This window comes from Sessilibacter corallicola, assembly GCF_021290925.1.
Taxonomy (GTDB): Bacteria; Pseudomonadota; Gammaproteobacteria; order Pseudomonadales; family Cellvibrionaceae; genus Sessilibacter; species Sessilibacter corallicola.
Window position 1 is genome coordinate 754,385 of sequence record NZ_JAJSLX010000002.1, and the last position, 24,758, is coordinate 779,142.

Below are 24,758 nucleotides of genomic sequence, written 5' to 3' on the forward strand. Positions count from 1 at the left end.
GTTTTTACCTAATAATTTAATGTTAAAACGTAGTAAAGGTCTGTTTTGAGTAGTTTCTTTTGGCATGATTACGAAACCTGGGGCGCTACCCCATCGAAAGATCGCCCTGTGCAATTTGCCGGAATTCGTACCGATCTCGATTTAAATATTATCGATGATCCCGTCAATATTCTCTGTAAACCCACACCCGATTTTTTACCACACCCTCAGGCGTGCTTAATTACTGGAATTAATCCGCTGCATGCCTTAGAGCATGGTATGCCCGAGAAAGATTTTATTGAGCGAGTGCATGCGGAATTATCGCAGCCCGATACCTGTGGTGTTGGCTATAACAGTATTCGGTTTGACGATGAAGTCACTCGTTATTCTTTGTGGCGCAATTTTTACGATCCCTACGAGCGCGAATGGAAAAATGGCAACAGTCGTTGGGACATTATCGACATGGTTCGGCTTTGCTACGCGATTCGACCCGAAGGCATAGAATGGCCAATGGTAGACGGCGTTGTTAGCTTTAAACTTGAGTTGTTATCGGCTGCTAATAATTTAAGCCATGAATCCGCTCACGATGCCTTGTCGGATGTGTACGCGACGATTGAGTTGGCAAAACTCATTAAGCAAAAACAGCCGAAATTATTTGATTACTGCTTTGGATTGCGCAACAAACGAAAAGCGTTTGAGTTGTTTGATGTCGCTAACACAAAACCGCTGTTTCATGTTTCCTCAAAATTTCCGGCAATACGAGGATGCGCATCGCTGATTGCACCCATTGCAATGCATCCAAAAAATAAAAACTCGGTGATTTGTTTTGATTTAACCTGTGATCCTGAGCCTCTGTTTAATCTATCTAGTGCTGAAATTTTAGAGAAGTTATACACACCAACGGCAGAATTGGCCGAAGGTGAAGAACGTATTGCGTTAAAAGAAATTCATTTGAATAAAAGCCCAGTAATAGCCACGCCAAAATTGCTCGATGAGGCATCGGCCAATCGTTTAGGAATTGATTTAAATATCTGTCGCTCCAATTGGCAGAAGTTAAAAGGGCACACATTGGTCCATAAAATGAATGATGTGTTCACCGCGAACCCATTTTCTAAATCAACGTTAGCCGAGCAAGCTTTGTATGACGGTTTTGTCTCTGATGCTGATAAATCCAAATGTTTGCAAGTGCGCAGTTCAACGGGTGAAGAAATCGCTCGCTCTGGCATTGTCTTTGATGATTCTCGCCTGAACGATATTTTGTTTCGTTATCGCGCACGAAATTATCCTGAGTCTTTGTCCTATGAAGAACAGGAGCAGTGGCATGAGTATCGGGTGAAAGTTTTAACTGAACCCGGTTTTGGTTCGTTAACATTAGATGAGCTGCACGAGCTGATATTTTCTCTGCAAGAAAGCGGCGAGCTTTCCATGGAAAAGATTCAGCTGTTAGACGATGTTTCTAATTATTCTGATATGATTTTGTAGCAGCTTAAAAAGGAAAACTCTGATGGTTCAGAGTTTTCCGTCTTATTAAAAAATATTATTTTCTGTAGCTGTATAGGTGATAAGCGTCTGTTTTACTCTTCAGAGACACTTCTTGGGTATTCAAATTAATTACCGGAGCCTTGTCGTCATCTAAGGTTACCCAGTAATTCTGGTTCTTGTTCCATCCCGATTTATTAAATTCCCCTTCCTCGTAAAGCTTTTTCATTTTTTGGTAACTTAATAATTTTCCGTTCGTACCTTTGTTAAGTGCGTAATCAAATGAGTGACTTTCATCAGTTTGCAAATAACCGTTATCGGTTGGGCAAGTGTAATGTAAGTATTCTGATTTATGAACGAAATATACGACTCCTGTTTTAATGTCGAATGCGAGTCGCTTACCAGCATCGGTTTCTTTGTGAACCCAATAATCGCAATAGTCCGGCCATCCATGTGCTCTGGGGAAGTCACAGTTAATTAAATCGCGCATTTCATCTAAGGTAAGAATATGATGTAACGAATTAGAGTAATTTAAAGCATGGTTATAGTTCCATTGATCCTGCGCTGTGGGTTTATGCAGAGATTGAACTTCTGCGTTGGCTTGAGCTTCGGAATTTGCAGCAGCACACCAGTTTTCCATACCAACGCTGTAGCAAATATGATAGACCGCGCCTTCACCATCACGTTTACCGTAGCTGTCGGCAATTTCGATAACCGCAGGGCCATCCATTTCTGCAACACCACCGTTGCAAGTTGTGCCGTTAACGCCGTCAGGTGTGTCGACACGTAAATTGTCGGGGGTAATAGTCAAGGTTCCAATGTTAATATCCGCTAAAATATCATCGTGTTCTCTAAGTTGAATGGTCACAGGACCTTGATCGAGTGGAAAACGGAAATAAGATCCGTATAAATCTTCGAAGTACACTTCATCGCCGTCATCCATTTTATAAACAGCAGAATCTTTCGGGAAAAAACCACCATCGTGACCACGAGTTTCCACCAAGTGTTTCATATAAACGTCGTCTTTGCCTTCAATAATTCCCGCAATCCAAACAACAATTTCTTCCACTTCTTTTAATGCCTTCGAGGCTGCTTTAAAACCATCGGCAATCAACTTTCGGCTTGGGCGCGGGCTTTTACCAATAACGTTAGCTGCCGCTTTACAGGCTTTTTCTGCAGTTTTTGCAACAGCGTCGGCAACGTTGGTATTCATGCCAGCCGAAGACTTTTCACAGCGAATACCAAGAACTCGTACGGTAGGGATTGGGTTTTTAATGACTCGGAATTTAACTCCGTATTCGGCTTCGGCATCACCAGAGGTTTGGTGCTTTCTAACTTCGCCACAGTTATTGCTGTCGAGTTTAGTATCACGGTTGATGTAGAGTGTTACTAACTTATCGTCATCGGTAGAGGAGTCTTGATCCCATACCTGAATTTCAATTTCGTTGGTATAGGTGACATTAATCTCTAAATCAATGCTGTCTCTGTCACCAGTATTCATATCCCAAACTTCGTCACTGGCACCTTCGGGATAACGACCCAAATAATTTCCATCAGCGTAAACTTTGATGTAGGTTTCGTCGTCGCCTTTACCGGGATCATCATGGCTTTCGTGATAGCAAATTAATGTTTCTAAAAGTAAAACGGCACTGTGTTTTATCATGAGAACAAACTCCTTGTTGATTTATATATTGCGCTTGAATAATTATTACTTGTGCAAGTGTTGGCGATTTTTACTCTCTCAAAAATGAATAAAAACAGCCGTTTTACAAAAGGAGTGAGTTAATTTACATTGCTTGAAAAACAAATAAATTTTTATTGAAAAAAGAAATTTAAGAATAAAATTTTAGTATCAATAATGAAATTAAAAATTAAGACGATGGAATTGGGTAGGATTAAGTTAGATGGAATTTAATCAGGTTAGATAGAATTAAGTTGAGAGGAATTAAATCGAGTTAAGAGAAATTAGTTGTGCGGGATTAACAGCGGTTGTTTGGTAAAGAAAGTTAGAGAGAGGAATCCCTCCAGTTATAACACTGAAAATAAGTGAAGGGAAAAAGCATTGGATGTTAGGGCTTACTCAAGTCTACTGGATTGACGTTATGCGATTGAATAGCCCTAATAAATGTGGCGATATTATTAATATTGCGTTCGAGATTGATAAACGAGAATTCGTTTGTCAAAAAAATTGGTTTTATTGAGCGTGCTTATCGCTTTTTCTGCACTTTCTTTTGAACTCATTTCTACAACACCAAATCCACGGTGTTTGCCAGTTTCTCTGTCTTTAGCAATACTAACCGAAAGAACTTCACCGTACGTGGTGAATAAACTTCTAAGTTCTTCTTTGGTTGCTAAATTGGATAGGTTTCCTACGACGACTCTCTCACTTGCTTGGCTGTAACTTACATTAACAAAGCTCAGTAAAACTGTAAAAACAAACAGCTTAAATGGAGCAATTAAATCTTTCTGCATAAATGATTCCTTATAAAGCAAATATAGTTTGTAAAAAGTATGTATTTCTTTTGGTGCTGTTTTTATTGTTGTGGTTACTTACGTTAAATGTGCCTGAAAACTTTTCTCTAAATCTTGTATTTCTGGTGGCAATGCTTGTTTGCCTCCCGTATAGAAAATCTATCTGTCACTGTTAGTTATATTTAATGATGCCAAATCTAAAAGGTTTAACTTATTCAGAATAAAATCATCAATAAATAGGAATTCGTAAAATATTTGTTAACAGTAAATTTGAAGCGAAATTCTAGTGAGATATATAAAAAAATAAATGTATAAAAATTCAATTTTTCAATTGTTATAAAAATTGGATGAATAGGCGGGTATTGCAGAAGCTCGTTAGAACAAAAAGTTTCTAAATCTTTTTTTCTATGGTGTATAGTATTAGGAAATTTTTCAATTATACTGGTTAGTTATAATTTAATTAGGATGACGTTCATTGAGTTATAAATGCGAATTGGGTAAATCCATGAAAAAATTGGCGGTATTTGTAGACGTGCAAAACGTCTATTACACGGTAAGACAAACTTATCGGCGCAACTTCGATTACAATAAATTTTGGTCTGAAGTTTCAGAATTGGGTGAAGTGGTAACTGCCTACGCTTATGCGATTGATCGAGGAGATCGTAAGCAGGAAGAATTTCAGAATATCTTGCGAGCGATTGGCTTTCAGGTAAAGCTAAAACCCTACATTCAGCGTTCGGATGGTTCTGCCAAAGGCGATTGGGATGTCGGTATTACTCTTGATGTGATGGATGTTGCCGATGACGTCGATATCGTTATTCTTGTATCCGGTGACGGCGACTTTGATTTGTTGGTAAATAAAGTCAGAACCCAAAAAAGTAAGGTGGTAAAAGTTTACGGTGTTCCGCAATTAACCGCTTCTTCATTGATTAATTCTGCTACTGATTACATTCCAATTAATGAACAATTATTGATGAGCTAACTGCTCATTAATTGAATGTTAACGGCCAGCAGTGGAGCCTGGGCTCCACGTTAGCATCAGTTCACACGAGTCATTTTGCTGCGTAGTTCTTCTGGCACATCTTGCAATAAAACAATGGAAATGCTGCCATCTTTACCGGTGTTTTCTGCGGTTTGATCGCCTAGTGAGGATTCAATTTCACCTGGAGAAAGTGTGTACATTGAACCGCTAAATGGGTCTAAAACAAACCAACCAATTAAACCACCGAAAACTAGGTTTCCGGCTAAATACCAACCGTTTGCTTTCGCTTTAACAGGGATTTTGGTGGTTGCGTAACCGTCTTTTGAGATTTCAATCGTAAAGCTTTTTCCGCCCCAGTAAGAGCCGTCGCTTTTCGGTAAGGTAACGCTGGTTGGAGTGATGCCTTTAAAGACTTTTTTGCCTGTTTCATCAACAATAACGATGTTTGCTTCGCTCGGTGTGCTCGAAATTGGTAACGTTTGGTTTGGGTTACCTACGATGGATGCGCAACCGGTGAACAATAGGGAAGACAGTGCGAATGCACCTAATACCTTTTTCATGAAACTCTCCTTAATAAATTTCGGCGCGAGTATATAGTCTTTCAATTGTTTCTTAAACAAATTTGCAGAGGATAAAGAAAAAGGATTTTGATTTAATCAATCGTCTAACACTTTAGTTTATTTATATTAATTTTTTGATGAGGTGTCGTTGAGTTAAAAATAACCCATCATGATTTTGAAGAAATAAGCTGATGGCGTGACGGTGATTAAATCAGAGAGTGTTTGAGACTAAAGTATTAATTGGTTCTATAGAAATAAAAAATAATAAGAGATATTTTTGGTGTGCAATCAGATAACAAAAAGCAAATATAACGCTATTTTATTAGCTGGGTTGCTGAGCTGTGTTGGGTGTGCTTTCTTTTGTTTTTGATTCTTGTTTTTGTGATGTTATTTTTTTTGTGTCGACAAAGTCTAACTGGAATTTCTGGGGCGACATGTGAGCTTCGTAAATTTTAATTTGCCGATTGATCTTCCTGATTTTTTGAATCAATTTCAGTTTGACGTTTGGGTTCATTTCGGCGCCCAAAAAAACTTCTTTAATATCGTTTTCTTGAAAGCCAATATCGGTGGTGCCGAATTCTTTAGAATCTAAAATGATGTCTGGCGAATTGGCCAGCAAACGAAAACATCTGAGTTCGGCCTCGGCTGCAAACGGTTTGGGTTTGCTGAGGAATTTTTTTGGAAATTCTTCTGCGTATTTAGGAACCCGGCCGAGCATAATTTCTAAGACTTGTTCGGTGAGCGTTGTTATCTCCGGGCGATCATCCTGATAGAGTATTTTTTTTGCAACACCCAATGTGGTGTTTTCTCCCGATCGAAACTTAAACGCAACACCCGTGTGAGCGTCGGCGTAGCGCTGCCACGCAACTAAGTTATCAACGCGTTCGCTAAAGCAGCAAATGCGAGTGCGTAACGCATAGCTTTTCCAATTATTGAGCAACTTATCTAAAGCGGGTTTTCTTGCCGTGACGACCTGAGAGAGTAGCTCCGTCAGTACTTCCTCGGCTTCTTCTTGCTCATCGAAGCGTTCTTCTTCTCGCCAGCGATTGATGGCATGAATGACTTTGCTGTTGCCAGTGGGTTTTTCAAATTGAAAGATCAAGGTCAACGATCGCTTCACCAAAGTCTTGAGCAGTTCTGAGGAGGAGAAATTGAGTTCTGATTGGTAGGTCAATTCTAACGGGTCTTCAAAATGGTGCGGGGCGCTCCAACGAAGGGTTCGTGTCGAAAGGATTTTGTCAGCCGTTTGGGCCGAACAAAACTTTATTAAGTAATCAGACGTTTGATCAGCCACAGGCTATCCTTTCACACAAAGTAAGCTTCATTGGTGCCCCGCTATTGACCGTGCTTTGGGCAACAGTCTAACTATCGGCAATGGTTAAAATAAGTTTACTGCTTGTTGGTCAAGCTCATTGATTGATTTTGAATGCTATTTTTTAGCGTGATTGATGGAAATTCACGTTTAATTTGCACCAATGTTTAACGATAGGCGTTAAAATTACCTAATACGCGCTATACCTTTTCGAACAAAGCATAGCTCAAAAACACCAGATACGAAGTTTAGGAGTCGCCGTGGAGCTTACTGGAAGCCACATTTTGTCTATTTCTCAATTTGACCGAGCCACCATCGATAGAATATTCGATGTCGCTGATTCAATGGCACCCTATGCCGCTCGGCAGAAAGTTACCCGTGTGCTTGAAGGCGCAATCTTAGGAAACATGTTTTTCGAGCCCAGTACCCGCACGCGGGTGAGTTTTGGCTGTGCGTTTAATTTGCTCGGTGGCAATGTTCGTGAAACGACCGGTTTTGAAACCTCCGCCATTGCCAAAGGGGAATCCCTCTACGATACAGCGCGGGTGTTGTCCGGTTACAGCGATGTAATCTGCATGCGCCACCCCGAATCAGGGTCTGTGGCAGAATTTGCCGAAGCCAGCCGAGTTCCAGTGATTAACGGCGGGGACGGGCCCAACGAACACCCGAGCCAAGCCTTGTTAGATTTGTACACCATTCGCCGAGAGCTGGCGGGAAAGAGTCGCGGTATCGACGGTTTGCGAATCGCCATGATTGGCGATCTAAAATACGGTCGAACCGTGCATTCGTTGGCTAAATTACTGAGCCTTTATGAGAACTTGCAGTTGGTGTTTGTATCGCCCAAAGAATTGGCGATGCCTGAGTCGATTATTGAGTTAATGCGAGAGCGTAACCATTCCGTTACGGTAACCGACGAGTTAACCGAGAGCATCAAAAACGTTGATATTGTGTATTCCACCCGAATTCAAGAAGAGCGTTTCACCAGTAAAGATGAAGCTGATTTGTACCGCGGCCGTTTCCGTTTAAACCAAGCGATTTACACCCAATTTTGCGAGCCTAACACGGTGATTATGCATCCATTACCGAGAGACTCGCGCGCAGACGCCAATGAATTAGACAACGATCTCAATCAAAACCCGAATTTGGCTATTTTTAGACAAACCGATAACGGCATTTTGGTGCGAATGGCTTTGTTTGCCTTGGTTTTGGACGTTGCAGATCTGGTTGATAAGTACGCTCACGACGTTCGCTGGTTTACCGGCAGCCGATAATTATTCGGTTATAACCGTTAGCTTTTAATTGGTTTTGGTTTTAATACAGAATGTTTTTAAAGCTTTATGCGTTTTGGTTATTTGAGCACTATTTTTGCTCCAATTATTAATTATATGAATGATGGTTCTGTGACCAAGTAGACACTCTATGGAATGAACTTTCCCCTATGATTATTGGGGTCTGTTCACACTTATGTATTAGTTCTAGAACATGCAGAGTGAGTGAACCGACAAAATGTAGGGACACGTTAGAGTATGCTGATTTGGCGCAGAATTTAACACTTCTAATACTTAATAATAATTAACCCGTGAGCTGTTTGTATTTATGGTAATTTTTTGGGCTAATTGTAGTCTTATTAAGCAGTGAAAGTGCATTAACGGCAAATTTCACTACCATAAATATAAATCAGGCCCGCTCAGGGGTTATCGGTGGGAGCTAGGATGATGCCGTTTTTCAAAAGATCAAAACACGTTCGTGGTTTGCAAGCCGCGTTGTTAACGTTAGTTACCGGATTTTCTTTCTCAATTAACGCAGATGATACTTCTCAGTCAGACCATCGTTGGATTTTGGCTAAGTATGATCTCAATGGTGACGACACCATTACTGCGGAGGAAATAACGTCTAAAAAACTGCGCGTATTCCAGTTTATGGATACCAACCAAGACGGAGCCGTCAGTGTTGATGAGTACATCGTCAGCGACGCTCAGCGCCGTGAAACCTTGCTAAAAGCGCGGTTTGACAAGTTGGATCTTGATCATGACGGCATTATTGACGGTGAAGAATACACCTCATACCTAGGCTTGTTCGCCAGCATTGACGGTGATGGCGACGGCAATATTTCTGAGTCTGAAGTGAAAGCTGCACAGTCTGAAATCGAGTATAAAACTCGCTGTTTGTGGGTGTTCTGCCTGCGAACGCAATCTAACTAGCGGTTGTTTATCATATCTGTTGAGACTGCGTTTTCCGTATTCGCTGGAAAAGCAGTCTCAACACATTTCTATTTCTAAATCTGGCCGTTATTAATCTAGCTAATACTGATCCAGTTATTAGCAATTCAGCCGTTCAATTGCCGAGATTACTGCGCTGCGTTTGCCGCAAGTTGGTTAATCTTTTCGAATAATGCACCAATAGCTTCCATCAACACCTGTGATCGATTGGGTTGACGCATGGCTTGTAGCAGGTGAGGGCGCAACTCGCTCAGTGCCATTAAGTCACTGATGACTTGGATAAAGTTCTCGTGCCCGAGCTTAGCCAGGAGTTCAAGAAATTGCAGGCCCAACGTAGGGTTCGATAAATCATTGCAACAGCGAGAAGCGATGGCAGCGACCACTTCAACGTCGGCGGAGCCCATTAAGGCCATTGCTTTGGTCAGTGCTTGCTGGCGTAAGCCGTTGGCTTCGCTGTGAGACATGCCGCGAATTGCCGCGGCCACCAAATTGCCTGCCGGCGCTTCGGTTTTTAACTCTCTTTCTAGGCGATCGATGATTGACTGAGTGACTTTGGCGTTGAGTTGTTCGTGCTCAAGCAACTGTGCAAGGCCGATAAACGCGGGGTTAGGTGCGGACTCTAAGGCTTTGCGCAACAGTGCATCGTTGTCTTGCCAGCGTGCTGCGACGTCGGCCAAACCTTGAATACCCAGCGATTGCCAACCGTCTTCCGTCGGATTTTCTAGGTACGCTAAGGTGGGTTCGTAAAAACGGCTTGCCGGTCTTTTCAGTTGCGCACTGATTTTTGCGTGAAAGGCGGCTTTTCTGTCTTCGGGAAGATCAAACGCGTAGGGATTGTTATCCAATACCGCGCTGAGTTCCTTGCCCGTGCGGGCGGCGTGAATGTTGGTGCCGATGGTGATGAGCAGTTGCTGTAAAAACTGATCACGGTCGTTGGGTTGCAGAAACCCTTTTTCGTCGAGTGGCAGCTTTAGCGTCCACACCATTGGGCTTTGAAAATTTTCTTTACTCCAAAACACAACGCCCAACCAAGCGGATTTCAAATAAGGCAGTGGGTAGGGTTTGGAGAGATCATCGGCCGCTTCAAAGCTGCTTTTGCTGAGCGGGCGAATTCTTCTGCCCAAATCGTAGTACGAAGCTTTTACCCCTAGGTAGTCAAAAAAACCTCTAATACCTTCAACTTTTGCCACCATCACGACCTCATGCTTATGTGCTTGCTATCCATTGGACGCCCGTCCAACTTTTGAGAGCCGGGCATTGTACCTGATTAATCACGGGATAGTTGCTGTTGGCGATAGAAAAGCGACAGGCTTGACTATACTCATAGGATGAAAACCACCCAATAAAATCAATAACCGAAAATCAATAACGACGTGCTTTATTGCCAGAATGTCTCCTATGACTGATATCTCTCCGTATCGACAATCTCCCAACGTGCTCGCTTCGCATTACGAAGACGCCAGCGTCGGATTAAAACTGCTGTTAACCGGACACGTTCAACAGGCGTTACCCGACATCGCCCGCGATGCGTATTCCGAACATTGGCAATACGTGAGCAAATACGGCCATGAATGCTTTGATTTACAGTTTGATCAAAGCTTGCGAATACGCGACGCGTTCGCTCATCTCATTCACTCGAAATCACACCAGATTGCGCTGGCCAGCAGTATTCACGAACTCTTCATCCGTTTTTTGTCGTGTTTAGATATCACTCGGCGCCGACGTATTATCACCACCTCTGACGAGCATCCTTCCATTCTTCGGCAATTAGTGGCGTTAAAAAAACAGGGCGTGGAGCTTGTGGTGCTCGATAGCCAACCCGCGGCAACGGTCACCGAGCGCTTGGCGGATGCGTTAACGGATGACACCGCCGCCGTGTGTGTGTCTACGGTTAATCACGTGACGGGGCAACGAATTGATGATCTTGATGTCTTGATCGAACGCTGTCATCAGCGCGAAATCGAGTTGTTTGTCGATGCTTATCTGAGCGTCAATGTGCTGGATTTTAACTTACAAGACAACGGCTTGAAGCAAGCCTTTGTTGCTGGCGGCGGCGCAAAATACTGCCAAATGGGCGACGGTGTTTGTTTTATGCACGTGCCTCCGCATCGCAATTTGAGCCCGACGATTACCGGCTGGTACGGCGTCTTTGATTTAGCCTTGGATTCCCCGGCGAAAGAGCCGTTGATTTACGCCGATATTGTTGCCAGTCGCTTTGATGGCTCCACCAAAGATACCTTGCCGCATTTTCGTGCCGAGAAAGTGTTCGAATTTTTTAAAAACCAAGGGCTCAACCAAGCACTGTTACAAGCGATTAATCAGCATCAAATCAGCGTTTTGCTGAAAACATTCCACGATCAGGATTTTGATCCCGACATGATTTCGGCGTTTGCTGAGGAAAATAACGTCGGCAGTTTTGTTGCCTTTCGAACGCCTCATTCGCAACGATTACAAGCGCAACTGCGCGATATTGGCGTAATTTGCGACAACCGAGGCGATTTTATCCGTTTTGGACCGGCACCTTATTTAAGCGATGAACAACTGACCGACGCCATTATTGCGCTTAAAGAAACGGTCAGCATGATCAAAAAATAATTGTCTGATTTTGGAAGGCCAACTCTTTAAGCTAAACAGCACTTTTTGGCTTTTTTACCGCTGTTACACGGGCAGGGTTCGTTGCGGTTTATTTTGATGGGTTCCTGAGCAATACCTTGAGTAAACATCCAACGTGAATCGATCTTCTCAAAATGCGAGTATTCGTGGTGCTGGTGCAGTATCGGTTTCGCCTCGGAACCAGAAGACGCAGAAGGCTCTTGATAAAACGCGACAAATTCCACTTCGCCCGTGTCATTGTTGGTTTTACCCTGCCGAGTTTTGAGGATTTTTAGCATTCCCCAGGTTTTGGTTGTGGACCAGTTTTTCAGTTCTTCAATGGCATTGGGAGCGGTTTCTTTGGGGTGGGCGGTATCGAGTAAATATTGCCATTGCTCCTTCACAAAGGCGCAGAAACGAGAGCGCATCAGTTGTTCGGCGGTCTGTGCGGATTTTTGTCGAAGGTGGAGTGGTTGGCAGCATTCTTCGTAGCTGGCATTGTTGCCACACGGGCATAAATTAGGGCCGCCTTGGCGATCTGAATTGGGCATTGGATTGTTGGTAGTAATCTTCTGTAAATTTAGGTATGTTTGCGCATTTTTATGTCCCGGTAAAGTGAGTGGTTCTTCTCACAAAACGGGCTAAATATTGAGCGAAGACTCGCTTTTAATGTTTGCGAGATAGGGTGGAAAACAATACTCCGCATGGTAGATTTTGATGATATTCGTCCTTACGAGGATAGTGAAGTAAAACCAACCCTTCGCCGGTTGTTAAAAGATCCTGAGTTGCTCGATACTGTAGCGACCTTCCGGTTTCCTCAGCTTTCCCAGCGCTGTCCGTGGTTAATTAAGCCTATTGTTTCTCTGTACTTACGCCATCAGTTTGGCTCTGTAAGTCGAATTGACGAAGTTCAGGCGGTGTTGGAGCGTTATTTAAAACGCACCTTGAATACCACCACCAAAGGCTTGTCGGTTTCGGGACTCGATAAGCTCGACCCCAAACAGAACTACTTGTTTGTCTCCAATCACCGAGACATTTCAATGGATCCTGCGTGCGTAAATTGGGCGTTATATCACCATGAATTTACCACTTTAAGAATTGCCATCGGCGATAACTTACTCACCAAACCCTATGTCTCGGATTTGATGCGTTTGAACAAAGCGTTCATCGTTAATCGTTCAGCGAGTTCGCCGAGAGAAAAGCTGAAAGCAGCCAAACATCTGTCGCACTACATTCATCATTCCCTAACAGAGGATCACTCCAACATTTGGATTGCCCAACGTGAAGGGCGAGCCAAAGACGGTCGAGACATCACCAACCGTGCAATCATCAGTATGTTTTCGCTAAATAAGCCGAAAAAGATGGCTTTTGGCGACTACATTGCAGAATTAAAAATTGTCCCGGTGTCTATTTCTTACGAATGGGATCCGTGCGATTCTGCGAAAGCCCATGAACTGCATCGGCTTGAAGTGGACGGCATGTACGAAAAGCAAGAGCACGAAGACGTCGCCAGCATTGCCAAAGGAATTTCAGGTGAGAAAGGTAAGGTTCACTTGGCGTTTGGTGAAGTGTTGGGATCGGATTTCAGCGATGCAGAAGAAGTATCGACCGAAATTGAGCGCCAAATTCAAAATAATTACTTGATTCATCCGAGCAATGTCGCCGCGTACATTCGTTTGTACGGCGAGGAGCCCGAGGTTTCCTTGGCCCGAGAAACCTTTGAGCCAGCGCAATACGCTGCCGCGGAAGAGGAGTTGGATCAGCGCTTAAAAGCACTTCCGGCTGGGGAGCGAGAAATCTTTTTGAAAGGTTACGCCAATCCAATCATTGCCAAGTTTTCGTTTTCCGATAACGATTCCGGTCTTGAATCTGCCATGAATACCTAGAATCAGTATTGCAGGGTGAGTATTTACCCTGCAATTGCCCACAGTTTTATTGAGAGCTGTTCTCTAGCGCGGTGAAATCCAGCCGCCTCCATTCCTAACCATTGCCATGATCTGAGCACTAGCGTTAGTCTTTACGCCAAATTCATAAAGTAGTCACAGTATTCAAACCGTCTATGTTGAGCGATGAAATCAAGCAAACCATTCAAGGTGCGTACAGCCAGTTCCTAACCAGCCAAGGCTTAAAAGCACGCTACGGTCAGAAATTGATGATCGCTGAAATTGCCCGAACCTTGGCAGGTATTAAAACCGACGAAAATCATCGCCGAGTCAGCGACGGCCAAGTGTGTGTTGTAGAAGCGGGAACCGGTACCGGTAAAACTGTCGCCTATTTGCTGGCGGCCATTCCGGTTGCTCAATTGCTGAATAAAAAACTCGTGGTTTCCACGGCGACGGTCGCGCTGCAAGAGCAAATTGTTTACAAAGATTTGCCCGAGCTGAAACAACACTCTGGCCTTGAATTCTCCTACTCGTTGGCCAAGGGCCGACGCCGGTATTTGTGTTTAAATCAATTGGATCGAGTGCTTCACGAACAGCAATCGGCCAGTGACCCCACGCGCGCGCTCTACGAAGATGAAATGCCCGATGTTAGCGAAGAAGACATCGTTCTTTATCGCAGCATGATGGATGCTCTTGCCAGTGGTGATTGGGATGGCGACAAAGACGACTGGAAAGACGAACTTGAAAATAAGGTGTGGTTTCGAGTAACCACCGATCATCGGCAATGTACTGGGCGAAAATGTTCCAACGTTAGCCAATGCAGCTTTTTTAAGGCCCGCGACGATCAAAGTAACGTCGATATTATCGTTACCAATCACGATATGGTGTTATCCGATTTGGCTCTGGGTGGGGGCGCGATTTTACCGGCACCGGAAGATTCGATTTACGTGTTCGACGAAGGTCACCATTTACCAGATAAAGCACTCAACCATTTCTCATCTCACGTTAGAGTCATCAGCACAACGCGATGGTTAGACCAGTGCATTAAAAGCGTAGGGCCCTTGCTGAGTGATTTGGGTGAATCGATGCAGGTCAGTCGATTGGTCGAGTCGTTGCCGAATGATCTTACCGCGACCAAATCCAATATGGAGTTACTTTGGCCGCAGTTGCAAGCGCTGGCAGGTGATCTCGCCGACAGCCAAGAAAAAAGCCCTAAATACCGTTTTCCTGGCGGCGAAGTACCGGAGCGGCTGCGAGAACTGGCGTTAAATTTACATCAAGATTTTGTTCGCCTGCACGGCAAGTTTGAAAAGCTGTGCCAGGAAGTTGAAGACTTATTGGAAGATAAATACGGTCCTATCCCCAAGGTTGATTTAGAAAATTGGTTTCCGGTGTTGGGATTGTGGTCAGGCCGAGCTGAGGCGAGCATTCAATTGTGGTCGAGTTACGCCCACAAAGATGCGGCTAGCCTAATGCCAAAAGCGCGATGGCTCACGTTATTTGATACCGGCGCTTATGTTGATATCGAGATTTGCTCCAGCCCGATTCTTGCCGCGAATAATTTAACCACGAATTTATGGAATCAATGTTGTGCTGCGGTAGTTACTTCGGCCACTTTGGCAGCGCTGGGCCATTTTGAGCGTTATCGCATGCGCTCCGGCACGCCGGAAGATTCGGTGTATCAAATTGTGCCGAGCCCGTTTAATTTCGCCAATGCACGTTTTCAAGTACCCGCAACCGCATTTGATGCCAGTAAAGCAGAGCAGCACACGCAATCGGTGATTGAGCAATTACCTGAATTAATTAACGTTGACGAAGGTTCGCTGGTGTTGTTTTCTTCTCGGCGACAAATGCAGGATGTTTTTGAAGGATTACCGAGCCGAATGCAGCGGATTATTTTGTTGCAAGGCGAGCGCTCCAAGCAAGAAACGATTCGAACGCATAAATTAAGAATCGACGATGACGAAGGCAGTATTTTATTTGGTTTAGCAAGTTTTGCCGAAGGTTTGGATTTGCCGGGTAACTATTGTAAGCACGTCATTATTGCGAAAATTCCATTCTCCGTTCCCGACGATCCCGTTGAAGCCTCTTTGGCGGAATGGATCGATGCGAAAGGTGGCAACGCGTTTATGGAAATGAGTGTTCCCGATGCTGCGATTAAGCTTGTGCAAGCGTGTGGTCGGTTATTGAGAAAAGAAAGCGACGAAGGCACCATCACGGTTTTAGATAACCGCTTGCTTACGCGCCGTTACGGTAAAACCCTGATCGAAAGTTTGCCGCCTTACAATTTGTACTTAAATAAATAAAACGGCAATTCTTCTATTGTTGTTCAAACAGCGGTGATTTCTCTGGGCCTAAACTTGCGTCTTTAACCGCTGTGCCTTCGGTAATAATACCGTGTAATTCGGGTAACTTTGCCACCAATTCTTCTTCCGTCGACGGCGATAAAATTAAATTACCATCGTGATCAAAAACCGCGTACTTGGCTTGAGAATTATCGGTCAGCAGATGAATCACGTATTGATTAGTTTTAAGAACCCCTAGAGGCTGAGGGCTTGCCAACAATGGCGCAGAAAAAACGCCACTTACCGTCAGCGTGGTGGTAAGTAAAAATGCGAAGGTAGAATTTTTAAAGGTTACTGCTGGTTTTTTCGTAATGCGTACTAATGAATTTTGGTAAGACATAAGCTGCACTCTGGAAAATACATCGTTAATTTTTCAATGTGTTTACCACTGAGAACTCGCTGCAATTTTATCCATTAACAGTTCGTTGAGTCGTGGTTCATTGCCTGGCATTAAAGTACTTAAAATGAGTTCGGTTGGTGCGTTTAACTGAGTTAAATAAAAGTTGGCTTTTTCACAAACCTGTTCTTCTAGCAGGGAAATAAAAGAAATTGCTCGCTGTTCGAGTCGTTTTGAAAAGTCATTTGGACTGAGCGATAAAAATTGTGCCACTTCTTCTAAGGTGCAATTGGCAAAATTTAATCGCTGATTAATAATCTGGCGAGCATTCGATAGAATATCACCACCGCACAGTATTTCTTTATTCAAACTTTCAATATGTTGTTCGATATTGAACAGTAGCTCGTTATCCGCAGATACGATTGCATCGTTTAAATGTTCAGCGTCGAACGAAATACCTTCGAATGCTTGATCAAATAATACTGGGCAGTCAAAAAAATCATGGTAGGTTTGAGCGAATTTTCCGCCCGGATTTTTATGGCTGAAACTGACGCTTGCAGGTTTCCATTGAGAATCACATAACTTGATAATCAAAGAATACATTTGCGCTGTGCCAAACAAACTGCGTTGCAGGTATTTCTGTTGATCTTCGCAATCTTGGACTTTAAACACTTTTACCGTCTCGTCACTCACCTGATATTGCCAAGGTCCGGTATCTCGGTAGAAAGCACTATAATGAGTCGCTTTATCGAGCGCTTGTTTAACATTTTGGCAAAGTGACATGACTCGTGTGGGGAGACCAAGGTGGGGCGCACTTAGATGTTTTGCCATTTGAATGCCTAAATCGTAGCAATTTAAGCTCTTGGCGATTCTTTCGAGTAGGCAGTTAAATAACTGGGAGGGCACAAACAAGTCTGGATCATTGAGCAAACTCGGCGGTAAACCCAGTTTTATAACTTCTTCTTCTAGATCAAAGCCTAGATCTTTAGTCGCAGATTCTAAGCTACGCAGAACATCAGCATCCTGTGAAATTATTTGCTTCATAGTTTGTTTGTCTGTATTCACTTTTCCAAATCCATTTTAGTTACAGATTATCTTAGCAAATATTGTTCCCCAAGCGATCATGTCCAATATCTGAGGCTTGAGACGCCGCCGAGCTATAATAATGGCGGATTGCAATTAGGCAAAGCATTTTTTATTGAATTTGTTTACTTCGGATTCATCTGAAGTTTTTGTACTAATTAACCAACGTTTTTAAATTTGATGTTTCGTTCACTATGATCAGATTTTCTGGATTGATCATTCTAGAGTGGGTTAATTTGCTGTTTTAAATACCTAAAAACAAGCAATAACAAGGTTGTACGATTAATTATGGTTAAAAAATACGATTTGCTTTACCGTCTGCCTTTATTCTTATGATAAACCTGCTCTTATATTTGCCGTTTTTATTATTCTTCAAACGAGTTTTATGTTGGCGTAATTTTTCTTGTTTGACAAATAACTCAATCCTAATTTAATTATTTTAATCGGTTAAATTTATTGGTTAAGCCACGATATTTCTCAAGGTGAAAATATTAATATTGTATGTTATTGATTTTACGATTTTTTACGTACTTGAATTAACAATGAAAAATTAAGCGTTAAAGAAAAGTAGAAGGTGAAGGTGAGAAATAGAGAATAGGTGAGTGATTAGATTGGATTAAATGAAAAGCAAATAAAAATACAAATTTTTCTGTTTGAGTTTTTAGAAGACAAAAAATAACCCGAGCGAATCGGGTTATTTTTAACGGCGGGAGATTAAGATCCGTTTATTTTTTTAGCACTTCTGGCCATGCTTCGTCAGCACGCTTAATGAAATCGTCTTGATTCTTTACCCACTTTTTAGCAATTGATTTGTTGTAGTTTAAGTAAAGCTTGTCATCAACAACTTTCCATGCATTTGGGCTGATTTTAGCCGCTGAACCGTGCGCTACTGCGTAAGCACAGTAACCGCCGTATTGTGGAGCGTATTTTTCTGGGCTGTCGATGAATTTCTGGCGGTTCTCTGCAGAAGAGAATTTCCAGGTTGCGCCGTTCCATTCGTAAGTAAAGTCATCGCTACCAAGAATGGCTTGTTCGCCAGGTAGAAGTGAAAAATACGCAACAGGGTCAGCTCCAGCAATGGCACCTTTTTTGTTGCTGAAAACTGGATCAGCTGCATTAGCAAAACCGGCAAATAAAATAGCAAAAATTGCCATAACTTTTACCGCATAAGTACGAATTTTAAACTCAGTTGCCATAATTGAAAATTACCTGTTCTTAATTAACTAATTGCCAACGCTTGGTACGTGGCTTTGTTCAATAATAATATTCGGTGTTTCGCGAAAAAGGATTTATTGATCTCTTCGACAATACACCGAGAATGTTAAATCTTAAGTACTAGCTACATTGCATGGACCTTATCTTGTCGTGGTTTTATCCCTACGGGTAGCCTAAAAGTTATCACGAATTTGTAACGATTTATTCAGAGGAGAAGAGTGGAAGAATTTTAAGCAATCTTATAGCTTATTCGGTTAACTCGCCTTTTTGTAAGCACGTAAAGTTATAGCTATCCTGACCACGACCATTCATGAGAGAGATTGATAACAACCTCTGACTCACTGTGGTGTGCATCAGAGGTTGTGGACTAGCGGATACGATTTATCTCTATTGCTGGTAGGCCTTGAGCAGTGCTTGCAGAGGATGAGGGACTTCCACATCGCTTAGGCGCTTGGTTTGGCAGCGACAGGAGTAGCCCGTTGCCATCACCTGTGTAGTGTCGTTGAGTTGATCGATTTTAGGTTCCCAGCTCAGTGCGTAGATAGCTTTGGAATTGTCGACGTTTTGGGTTTCGTGGCCGTAGGTTCCAGCCATACCGCAACAGCCGACGGATTCTTCTTTGTACGCTAAATTAAGATCGGAAAATATTTTGCTCCAATCTTTCATGCTCGCTGCGGCGTTGGTTTTTTCGGTGCAATGACCAAATAACGTAAAGGACTCGCCCGAGAAATTATCGGCCTTATCTGACAAATCCTGCTCGGCCAACCATTCTTGGATGAGTTGCACTTTGGGAGCGTCTTCGCCCAAGACTTTTTTGTACTCCGAGCGGTAGGCCAACGTCATTGACGGTTCGAGCCCAACCAAGGGAATTTCTGAGTAATTTAAGCCATTTAAAAAATCGGCGGTTTTGCTCGCTACGTTTTTAAATTGCTTTAAAAATCCGTGCACGTGTAACGGCTTACCATTGGCTTTGTAAGGAGCCAACATTGGATTAAAGCCGAGTGCTTTTAAAAGCTTGAGCGCATCGAGTAAAAATTGCGTTTCAAAGAAGCTGGTAAAAGCGTCTTGTACGATAATGACCGAGGTATTTTTTTGTTCGGCGTCCAAAGTGGCGATATTTTCTGGTACCGCGTATAAAACACCGATCTCCGCTAAGGCTTGGTCGAGGTGAATACCGCTGAGTTTTGGGCTGTCTACCATGCCTGCATATTGAGCGAATAACTTTTTCACCGGATTCAATGACAACGGGGCGTTGTACAACCAAGGCGCTTTCGCTAAATAAGGAATGGTGAATTCAAGCCCGCCAATAAAATAATCTTTTAAAGGGCGTAAATAGCGCGCGTAATACAACTCCAAAAATTTACTGCGAAATTCGGGAACATCGACATTAATGGGGCACTGACCAACGCAGGATTTACAAGCAAGACAGCCCATCATGGCGGTGTGGATTTCGTGGTTAAAATCGTATTCGCCTTTTTGTTTTTTTACGGTGTTTTGAATGCGAGGCAGTAAGCTCACAAGAAAACTTTTTTGTTTTGCTTTCTCGCTTTCTACTTGCGGATCAATATTGCGCTCGGCAAGTTGCTTTAACCACTCTCGAATTAATGACGAACGACCTTTGGGAGAATGAATTCTTTCGCGCGTTGCTTTCCAGCTTGGGCACATTGCATCGTTTGGATTGTAGTTGTAGCACGCGCCGTTACCGTTACAGTAAACCGCTTCTTGATAAGCTTGCCAAGATTTCACCGGAATTTTTCGATCTTCTTGGCCGCGTGTAACCACTTCGTCCACTTTAATCAGTGGAATTCCAGAATTTGGCGTTGCAATTTTTCCGGGGTTTAATTGGTTGCGTGGATCGAATTCAGCTTTAATACGCTGTAATTGTGGGTACAAATCGCCAAAAAACGTTGTCGCGTATTCAGATCGAAACCCTTTGCCGTGTTCACCCCAAACCAAACCGTTGTATTTATCGGTGAGTTCAACCACTTTATCGGTGATGTCTCTGATCATAGGTTCTTGATCAGGATCTTTCATATCGACCGCTGGGCGCACGTGTAAAACACCTGCATCAACGTGACCAAACATTCCGTATTTCAGATTGTTTTCATCCAATAATGCGCGGAATTCTTGAATGTAATCGGCAAGATTTTCCGGCGGTACAGCGGTGTCTTCGACAAAAGGAATGGGACGAGCTTCACCTTTCGATTTACCCAACAGTCCCACGGATTTTTTCCGCATCGCCCAAATTTTGCCAACGTCGGCGCCGTAGGCAATGGAGTAGCCGTAACTTGGGTTCGAAGCATCTGTGCCTTCGAGCTGATCGGTCAAACGTTTAATATCGGATTTTAATTGTTCTTCATCGTCGTTGGTGTATTCAACAAGATTAATTGCCGCCAATTCGTTGTCGGAATCGTCGTCAAAGAAGTGGCCTACGGTATTCCAAATAATGTCGCTTTGCGCCAGAGACATGACTTTTGAGTCGACCGTTTCAATTGACGTTGGACCGGCTGCCATTAATCGCGATGCGTGACGAAGACAAGCGTCAAAATTACTGTACCGTAAATTTACCAACGCCGTGTATTTGGGAATTTTTAATAAATTAATTTTTGCTTCGGCAATAAAACCTAATGTTCCTTCGCTGCCGCACAAAATATTATTGAGATTAAAATTCCCGTTGTCATCGCGGATGTGAGCCAAATCGTAACCGGTCAAACAGCGGTTTAATTTTGGGAATTTGGCTTCGATTTCATCGCGGTAATTGTTGTTAATGTCGTCGATTACGCGGTGAATTTGTCCGGCGCGATTGGGCTGATTTTTTACGGCTTCGAGTTCGGTATCAGACATTGCGTGCGATACCCACTCTGTGCCATCGAGTAAGACGGTTTTTAATTCCAACACGTGATCGCGAGTTTTACCGTAAACGCATGAGCCTTGGCCGGAGGCATCGGTATTAATCATACCGCCGATGGTGGCGCGGTTACTGGTGGATAATTCCGGGGCAAAGAATAAACCGTGTTCTTTGGCTGCGGCATTGAGTTGATCTTTTACCACGCCGGTTTGTACACGCGCCCAGCCTTCTTCCACGTTTATTTCCAAAATTTGGTTCATGTGTTTGGAAATATCGACGATCAAACCGTCTGTTAACGATTGACCATTGGTGCCGGTGCCGCCGCCGCGTGGAGAAAGCACGACGCCCTGGAATTGTCGCATGTTGGAGACTTCGGCAATTTTGACCAAATCGTCAATGTTTTTGGGGTACAAAACCCCTTGCGGCAAAACTTGATAGATAGAGTTGTCGGTGGCTAGTACGGTTCTGTTAGCGTAATCCGGAGATAAATCCCCCTCAAACCCGCAGCTTTTCAGGGTATCAATGAACGATAAATACAGACCTTGTACGGGGGAAGTTTGGCTAATGGCAGGAATCATAACTCTAATAGGCTCACATCAATTCACGTGCAGTATTCGATTATCCGATTGATACGCAAGATAATCGTTATAGGTGCGTTAATCGCGACTCATTTTGGGAGCGTAAGTTTAGCGGTGCTTGTGGGTTAACCCAAGCGTTAATCCTTGATTTTGTGTGATTTTTGTACAGAAAAGAGGCGGGTTGTGCTGAATTTTGGAAGATAAGGCGGTTTTGTGTGATTGAAACAGCCATCACAATTGCCAATGCAACGGTGATGGCTGTGCGGTTCTTACTCGACCAAATCTGGTGTTGGCTCAAGTTGAACTTCGGGTTTGGTCAGTTCAGGGACTTCCAAGCCACAGCCTTTCAGTATGATGTGAGACAGCATTTGAGTGATTCGATCGATGTCTTCTCGCTCGTATTCTGCTCGGTTCATCAATGTCAGGACTTGTGTTTCAAAGTCGGCGTAGTGCTGTGTGGTTGACCAAATCATAAAGATCAAATGTACCGGGTCGATAGGGTCCATTTTTCCAGATTCGATCCAGGCATCAAACACTTTGGTTTTTGAGCGCACCCATTTGCGCATGTCGCTGCGAATGTATTCGCGAATGTGAGGTGCACCCTGGATAATTTCCATGGCAAACAATTTTGACGCGCGTGGGTGCGAGTAGGATAACTCGACTTTAGTACGAATGAATTCGTGCAGTACGGTTGCTGGATCATCGTCCTCTGAAATTCCAGACAGTACTTCATTCCACAGTTGAGTGATGTACTCTAAAACCGCGCGATATAAATTATTCTTGTTTTTAAAATAATAGTGAATGTTTGCTTTTGGCAAACCGGCTCGGTCCGCAATGGCTTGTACGCTAGTGCCTTTAAAGCCGTGCAAAACGAATTCTTGTTCCGCAGCTTTTAGAATAATTTCTTCGTTTCTTTCCCGAATTTTCCCAGGTTTATACTTCTTCGTGGTTGTTGTCATAAGTGTTGACTCGTAGATATTTTATCTAGCGAGTGTCAAAGGTTGAGTTCCAATTTTATGATGCTCCTTCCGTGATATAAAACCTATTTAACACCCTAAATGGTTATTGCGATTTGTTTCAGTGGGTGAAGCCCAAACGAATAATTTTCTCAGCTGAGATTGCTGGAAAGAGTTATTGCTTAATGGCACAGAGATTAAACCTTCAATCACTCAACTCCACGTATTAAAAACGAATTAGACGTAAAAGTCTGGAATGAAGGTTTTATCTAATCTGTCAAAACTACGGGTTTCTTACAGGTGACCAAGCCGGTCGGCAGGCTTGGTCAATAACAATAATCTTCAGATATCTTGAGTTGGGCGTTAATTTTATTTCAAATCGAAAACGTAACGCGCAACAAATATTGCAGCCAGTACATAAGTGATGGGGGAAACTTCTTTGAATTTACCCGTACCAAGTTTAACGCCAACGTAGACGATAAAGCCGAGTGCAATACCTTCTGAAATACTGAACGTCAGTGGCATTGCTACCAGTGCAACAACCGCAGTTGCCATTGATGCTAGGTCATCAAAATCAATTTGGCGAATGGAATCCATCATAAGTATTCCTACCATAACCAGTGCGGGTGTGGTTGCCATTGTCGGAATAACTTCCATGATTGGCGTTAGGAATAAAGCCAGAATAAAACAGATTGCAACAACAACACCGGTCAAACCGGTTTTACCACCGGCAGAAATTCCCGCAGCCGATTCGACATAAGAGGTTACTGGTGATGTACCCAGTGCAGCACCGGCAACACTCGCTGCTGCATCTGCAGTCATAGCGCCGCCCATTTTTGGCAACTTGCCTTCTTTATCGAGTAATCCTGCGCGACGAGAGACCCCCAGCAGGGTGCCGATTGTGTCGAACATGTTGACGAATACCATTGCAAAAACAATGTCCCAGGTATCGGCAAAGTGCGTAAACGGATACATCCAATCCATTGCAAAGAAAGTATCTGCCATACTGTTAGGAAGGCCGATAATGGCATCGGGTACTTTTGTGAGTGTGCCTTCTTCTGTGGGAATGAAAAAACCGGCTACGGTGATTGCAACGACGGATAAAACAATGGCTGCATTAATTTTTCGAATCACTAGAACTGCGGTAAGAATAATACCCACTAAGGCAAGAAGCACTGAAGGTTTTGACAGATCGCCAAGTGTTACTAAGGTTGCGGGATTATCGACAACCAATTGTGCGTTCTGCAATCCGATAAAGGCGATAAACAAACCGATACCACACTGCACGCCAATTTTTAAAGCGTGGGGAATGGCGTTAGCAATTTTGGTTCGCACCCCGGTTACCGACAGCAGTAAAAATAAAATGCCGTTCCAAAATACCAACCCTAACGCGCCTTCCCAGGGAATTTCTCGGGTAAGACAAACGGTGAAGGCGAAAAACGCGTTCAGTCCCATGCCCGGAGCGAGCGCAATGGGGTAGTTGGTGAAAAAAGCCATCATCAATGTGCCAATACAGGCAGCAATTGCGGTAACGGTAATTAATCCTTCAATAGGCATTCCGCTCTGGGAAAGAATTGCGGGGTTGACGATCAAAACATACGACATCGCAGCAAAGGTGGTTAAACCGGCGATAATTTCTGTACGCACAGTGGTATTGTTTTGATTAAGTTTAAATAAATTGTCGAGCATGATGATTTGCGGCCTTATTGGTCGAGCTGAAACAAAGTCATTCGGTTTAAAACACAAAAGAACCATGACGAAGAAAAAGCTTCGTTATTCAGAAAATGACGTGGCTTTTTTGTAACGCTTAGATTGGTTTTGGGTACAGAAGCAATTAGTTTCGTTGGATTATGGTTGTTCGCATGGTGTGTAATTTAAATTAGTTGTCTAAGTAGTTACATTCTGAATCTAATCAGCA

The 24,758-nt window shown here is 43.3% G+C and carries 19 protein-coding genes; 7 read left to right on the forward strand and 12 right to left on the reverse strand.

The window, feature by feature from the left end:
• The first annotated feature begins 45 nt into the window (after nt 1-45).
• The gene (gene sbcB / locus LU361_RS10565) at nt 46-1,461 is read left to right on the forward strand and encodes an exodeoxyribonuclease I (RefSeq protein WP_233088810.1); all 1,416 of its coding nucleotides are present in this window, start codon (nt 46-48) and stop codon (nt 1,459-1,461) included.
• A gap of 55 nt (nt 1,462-1,516) precedes the next feature.
• On the opposite strand, the gene LU361_RS10570 is transcribed toward sbcB, so the two are convergent.
• Entirely contained in the window at nt 1,517-3,121 is a 1,605-nt protein-coding gene (locus LU361_RS10570; protein WP_233088811.1) for a hypothetical protein, read from the reverse strand.
• A gap of 476 nt (nt 3,122-3,597) precedes the next feature.
• Nucleotides 3,598-3,930: an RNA recognition motif domain-containing protein gene (locus tag LU361_RS10575; protein ID WP_233088812.1), complete on the reverse strand. Its 333-nt coding sequence runs from the start codon at nt 3,928-3,930 to the stop codon at nt 3,598-3,600.
• A gap of 475 nt (nt 3,931-4,405) precedes the next feature.
• Here LU361_RS10575 and LU361_RS10580 point away from each other — a divergent pair, with 475 nt between their 5' ends.
• Nucleotides 4,406-4,912 (forward strand): NYN domain-containing protein, encoded by a 507-nt coding sequence (locus LU361_RS10580; protein WP_233088813.1) that lies wholly within the window; start codon nt 4,406-4,408, stop codon nt 4,910-4,912.
• A gap of 56 nt (nt 4,913-4,968) precedes the next feature.
• On the opposite strand, the gene LU361_RS10585 is transcribed toward LU361_RS10580, so the two are convergent.
• On the reverse strand, nt 4,969-5,472 hold the full coding sequence (locus LU361_RS10585) for a hypothetical protein (RefSeq protein WP_233088814.1): 504 nt from the start codon (nt 5,470-5,472) through the stop codon (nt 4,969-4,971).
• 322 nt (nt 5,473-5,794) lie between these two features.
• Nucleotides 5,795-6,766: a hypothetical protein gene (locus tag LU361_RS10590; RefSeq protein ID WP_233088815.1), complete on the reverse strand. Its 972-nt coding sequence runs from the start codon at nt 6,764-6,766 to the stop codon at nt 5,795-5,797.
• 278 nt (nt 6,767-7,044) lie between these two features.
• Between LU361_RS10590 and LU361_RS10595 the strand changes: the two genes are divergently transcribed.
• Both LU361_RS10595 and LU361_RS10600 read left to right on the forward strand, forming a co-directional pair.
• Complete coding sequence (locus LU361_RS10595; RefSeq protein ID WP_233088816.1) at nt 7,045-8,055, forward strand: aspartate carbamoyltransferase; 1,011 nt, start codon at nt 7,045-7,047, stop codon at nt 8,053-8,055.
• 441 nt (nt 8,056-8,496) lie between these two features.
• A complete protein-coding gene (locus tag LU361_RS10600) occupies nt 8,497-8,985 on the forward strand; it encodes an EF-hand domain-containing protein (protein ID WP_233088817.1) in 489 nt (162 codons plus the stop codon).
• Nucleotides 8,986-9,131: 146 nt separating this feature from the next.
• On the opposite strand, the gene LU361_RS10605 is transcribed toward LU361_RS10600, so the two are convergent.
• Nucleotides 9,132-10,196 carry a DUF3549 family protein gene (locus LU361_RS10605; protein ID WP_233088818.1) on the reverse strand — a complete coding sequence of 355 codons (1,065 nt, stop codon included), beginning with the start codon at nt 10,194-10,196 and terminating at the stop codon, nt 9,132-9,134.
• Nucleotides 10,197-10,401: 205 nt separating this feature from the next.
• Here LU361_RS10605 and LU361_RS10610 point away from each other — a divergent pair, with 205 nt between their 5' ends.
• Nucleotides 10,402-11,598: an aminotransferase class V-fold PLP-dependent enzyme gene (locus LU361_RS10610; RefSeq protein ID WP_233088819.1), complete on the forward strand. Its 1,197-nt coding sequence runs from the start codon at nt 10,402-10,404 to the stop codon at nt 11,596-11,598.
• Nucleotides 11,599-11,624: 26 nt separating this feature from the next.
• On the opposite strand, the gene LU361_RS10615 is transcribed toward LU361_RS10610, so the two are convergent.
• Entirely contained in the window at nt 11,625-12,146 is a 522-nt protein-coding gene (locus LU361_RS10615; RefSeq protein WP_233088820.1) for a YchJ family protein, read from the reverse strand.
• 153 nt (nt 12,147-12,299) lie between these two features.
• On the opposite strand from LU361_RS10615, the gene LU361_RS10620 reads away from it, so the two are divergent.
• Nucleotides 12,300-13,481, forward strand: coding sequence for a lysophospholipid acyltransferase family protein (locus tag LU361_RS10620; RefSeq protein ID WP_233088821.1), 1,182 nt, complete (start codon nt 12,300-12,302; stop codon nt 13,479-13,481).
• Between the two features lie 173 nt (nt 13,482-13,654).
• On the forward strand, nt 13,655-15,784 hold the full coding sequence (gene dinG, locus LU361_RS10625) for an ATP-dependent DNA helicase DinG (protein WP_233088822.1): 2,130 nt from the start codon (nt 13,655-13,657) through the stop codon (nt 15,782-15,784).
• Nucleotides 15,785-15,797: 13 nt separating this feature from the next.
• On the opposite strand, the gene LU361_RS10630 is transcribed toward dinG, so the two are convergent.
• From LU361_RS10630 to LU361_RS10655, 6 genes are all read right to left on the reverse strand, one after another.
• Nucleotides 15,798-16,163 carry a hypothetical protein gene (locus LU361_RS10630; RefSeq protein WP_233088823.1) on the reverse strand — a complete coding sequence of 122 codons (366 nt, stop codon included), beginning with the start codon at nt 16,161-16,163 and terminating at the stop codon, nt 15,798-15,800.
• 42 nt (nt 16,164-16,205) lie between these two features.
• On the reverse strand, nt 16,206-17,225 hold the full coding sequence (locus LU361_RS10635) for an AraC family transcriptional regulator ligand-binding domain-containing protein (protein WP_233088824.1): 1,020 nt from the start codon (nt 17,223-17,225) through the stop codon (nt 16,206-16,208).
• Nucleotides 17,226-17,968: 743 nt separating this feature from the next.
• On the reverse strand, nt 17,969-18,439 hold the full coding sequence (locus tag LU361_RS10640; protein ID WP_233088825.1) for a YHS domain-containing (seleno)protein: 471 nt from the start codon (nt 18,437-18,439) through the stop codon (nt 17,969-17,971).
• Nucleotides 18,440-18,845: 406 nt separating this feature from the next.
• On the reverse strand, nt 18,846-21,884 hold the full coding sequence (gene ydiJ, locus LU361_RS10645) for a D-2-hydroxyglutarate dehydrogenase YdiJ (RefSeq protein ID WP_233088826.1): 3,039 nt from the start codon (nt 21,882-21,884) through the stop codon (nt 18,846-18,848).
• Between the two features lie 269 nt (nt 21,885-22,153).
• Nucleotides 22,154-22,843: a TetR/AcrR family transcriptional regulator gene (locus LU361_RS10650; RefSeq protein WP_233088827.1), complete on the reverse strand. Its 690-nt coding sequence runs from the start codon at nt 22,841-22,843 to the stop codon at nt 22,154-22,156.
• Nucleotides 22,844-23,209: 366 nt separating this feature from the next.
• Entirely contained in the window at nt 23,210-24,529 is a 1,320-nt protein-coding gene (locus tag LU361_RS10655; RefSeq protein WP_233088828.1) for an NCS2 family permease, read from the reverse strand.
• Nucleotides 24,530-24,758: the final 229 nt, after the last annotated feature.

Excerpts from the sequence above, each read along its gene's own strand:
- LU361_RS10570 (WP_233088811.1), bottom strand. The coding sequence starts at position 3,121 with ATGATAAAACACAGTGCCGTTTTACTTTTAGAAACATTAATTTGCTAT.
- LU361_RS10575 (WP_233088812.1), bottom strand. The coding sequence starts at position 3,930 with ATGCAGAAAGATTTAATTGCTCCATTTAAGCTGTTTGTTTTTACAGTT.
- LU361_RS10585 (WP_233088814.1), bottom strand. The coding sequence starts at position 5,472 with ATGAAAAAGGTATTAGGTGCATTCGCACTGTCTTCCCTATTGTTCACC.
- LU361_RS10600 (WP_233088817.1), top strand. The coding sequence starts at position 8,497 with ATGATGCCGTTTTTCAAAAGATCAAAACACGTTCGTGGTTTGCAAGCC.
- LU361_RS10605 (WP_233088818.1), bottom strand. The coding sequence starts at position 10,196 with ATGGTGGCAAAAGTTGAAGGTATTAGAGGTTTTTTTGACTACCTAGGG.
- LU361_RS10610 (WP_233088819.1), top strand. The coding sequence starts at position 10,402 with ATGACTGATATCTCTCCGTATCGACAATCTCCCAACGTGCTCGCTTCG.
- LU361_RS10615 (WP_233088820.1), bottom strand. The coding sequence starts at position 12,146 with ATGCCCAATTCAGATCGCCAAGGCGGCCCTAATTTATGCCCGTGTGGC.
- LU361_RS10620 (WP_233088821.1), top strand. The coding sequence starts at position 12,300 with ATGGTAGATTTTGATGATATTCGTCCTTACGAGGATAGTGAAGTAAAA.
- dinG (WP_233088822.1), top strand. The coding sequence starts at position 13,655 with ATGTTGAGCGATGAAATCAAGCAAACCATTCAAGGTGCGTACAGCCAG.
- LU361_RS10630 (WP_233088823.1), bottom strand. The coding sequence starts at position 16,163 with ATGTCTTACCAAAATTCATTAGTACGCATTACGAAAAAACCAGCAGTA.
- LU361_RS10640 (WP_233088825.1), bottom strand. The coding sequence starts at position 18,439 with ATGGCAACTGAGTTTAAAATTCGTACTTATGCGGTAAAAGTTATGGCA.
- ydiJ (WP_233088826.1), bottom strand. The coding sequence starts at position 21,884 with ATGATTCCTGCCATTAGCCAAACTTCCCCCGTACAAGGTCTGTATTTA.
- LU361_RS10650 (WP_233088827.1), bottom strand. The coding sequence starts at position 22,843 with ATGACAACAACCACGAAGAAGTATAAACCTGGGAAAATTCGGGAAAGA.
- LU361_RS10655 (WP_233088828.1), bottom strand. The coding sequence starts at position 24,529 with ATGCTCGACAATTTATTTAAACTTAATCAAAACAATACCACTGTGCGT.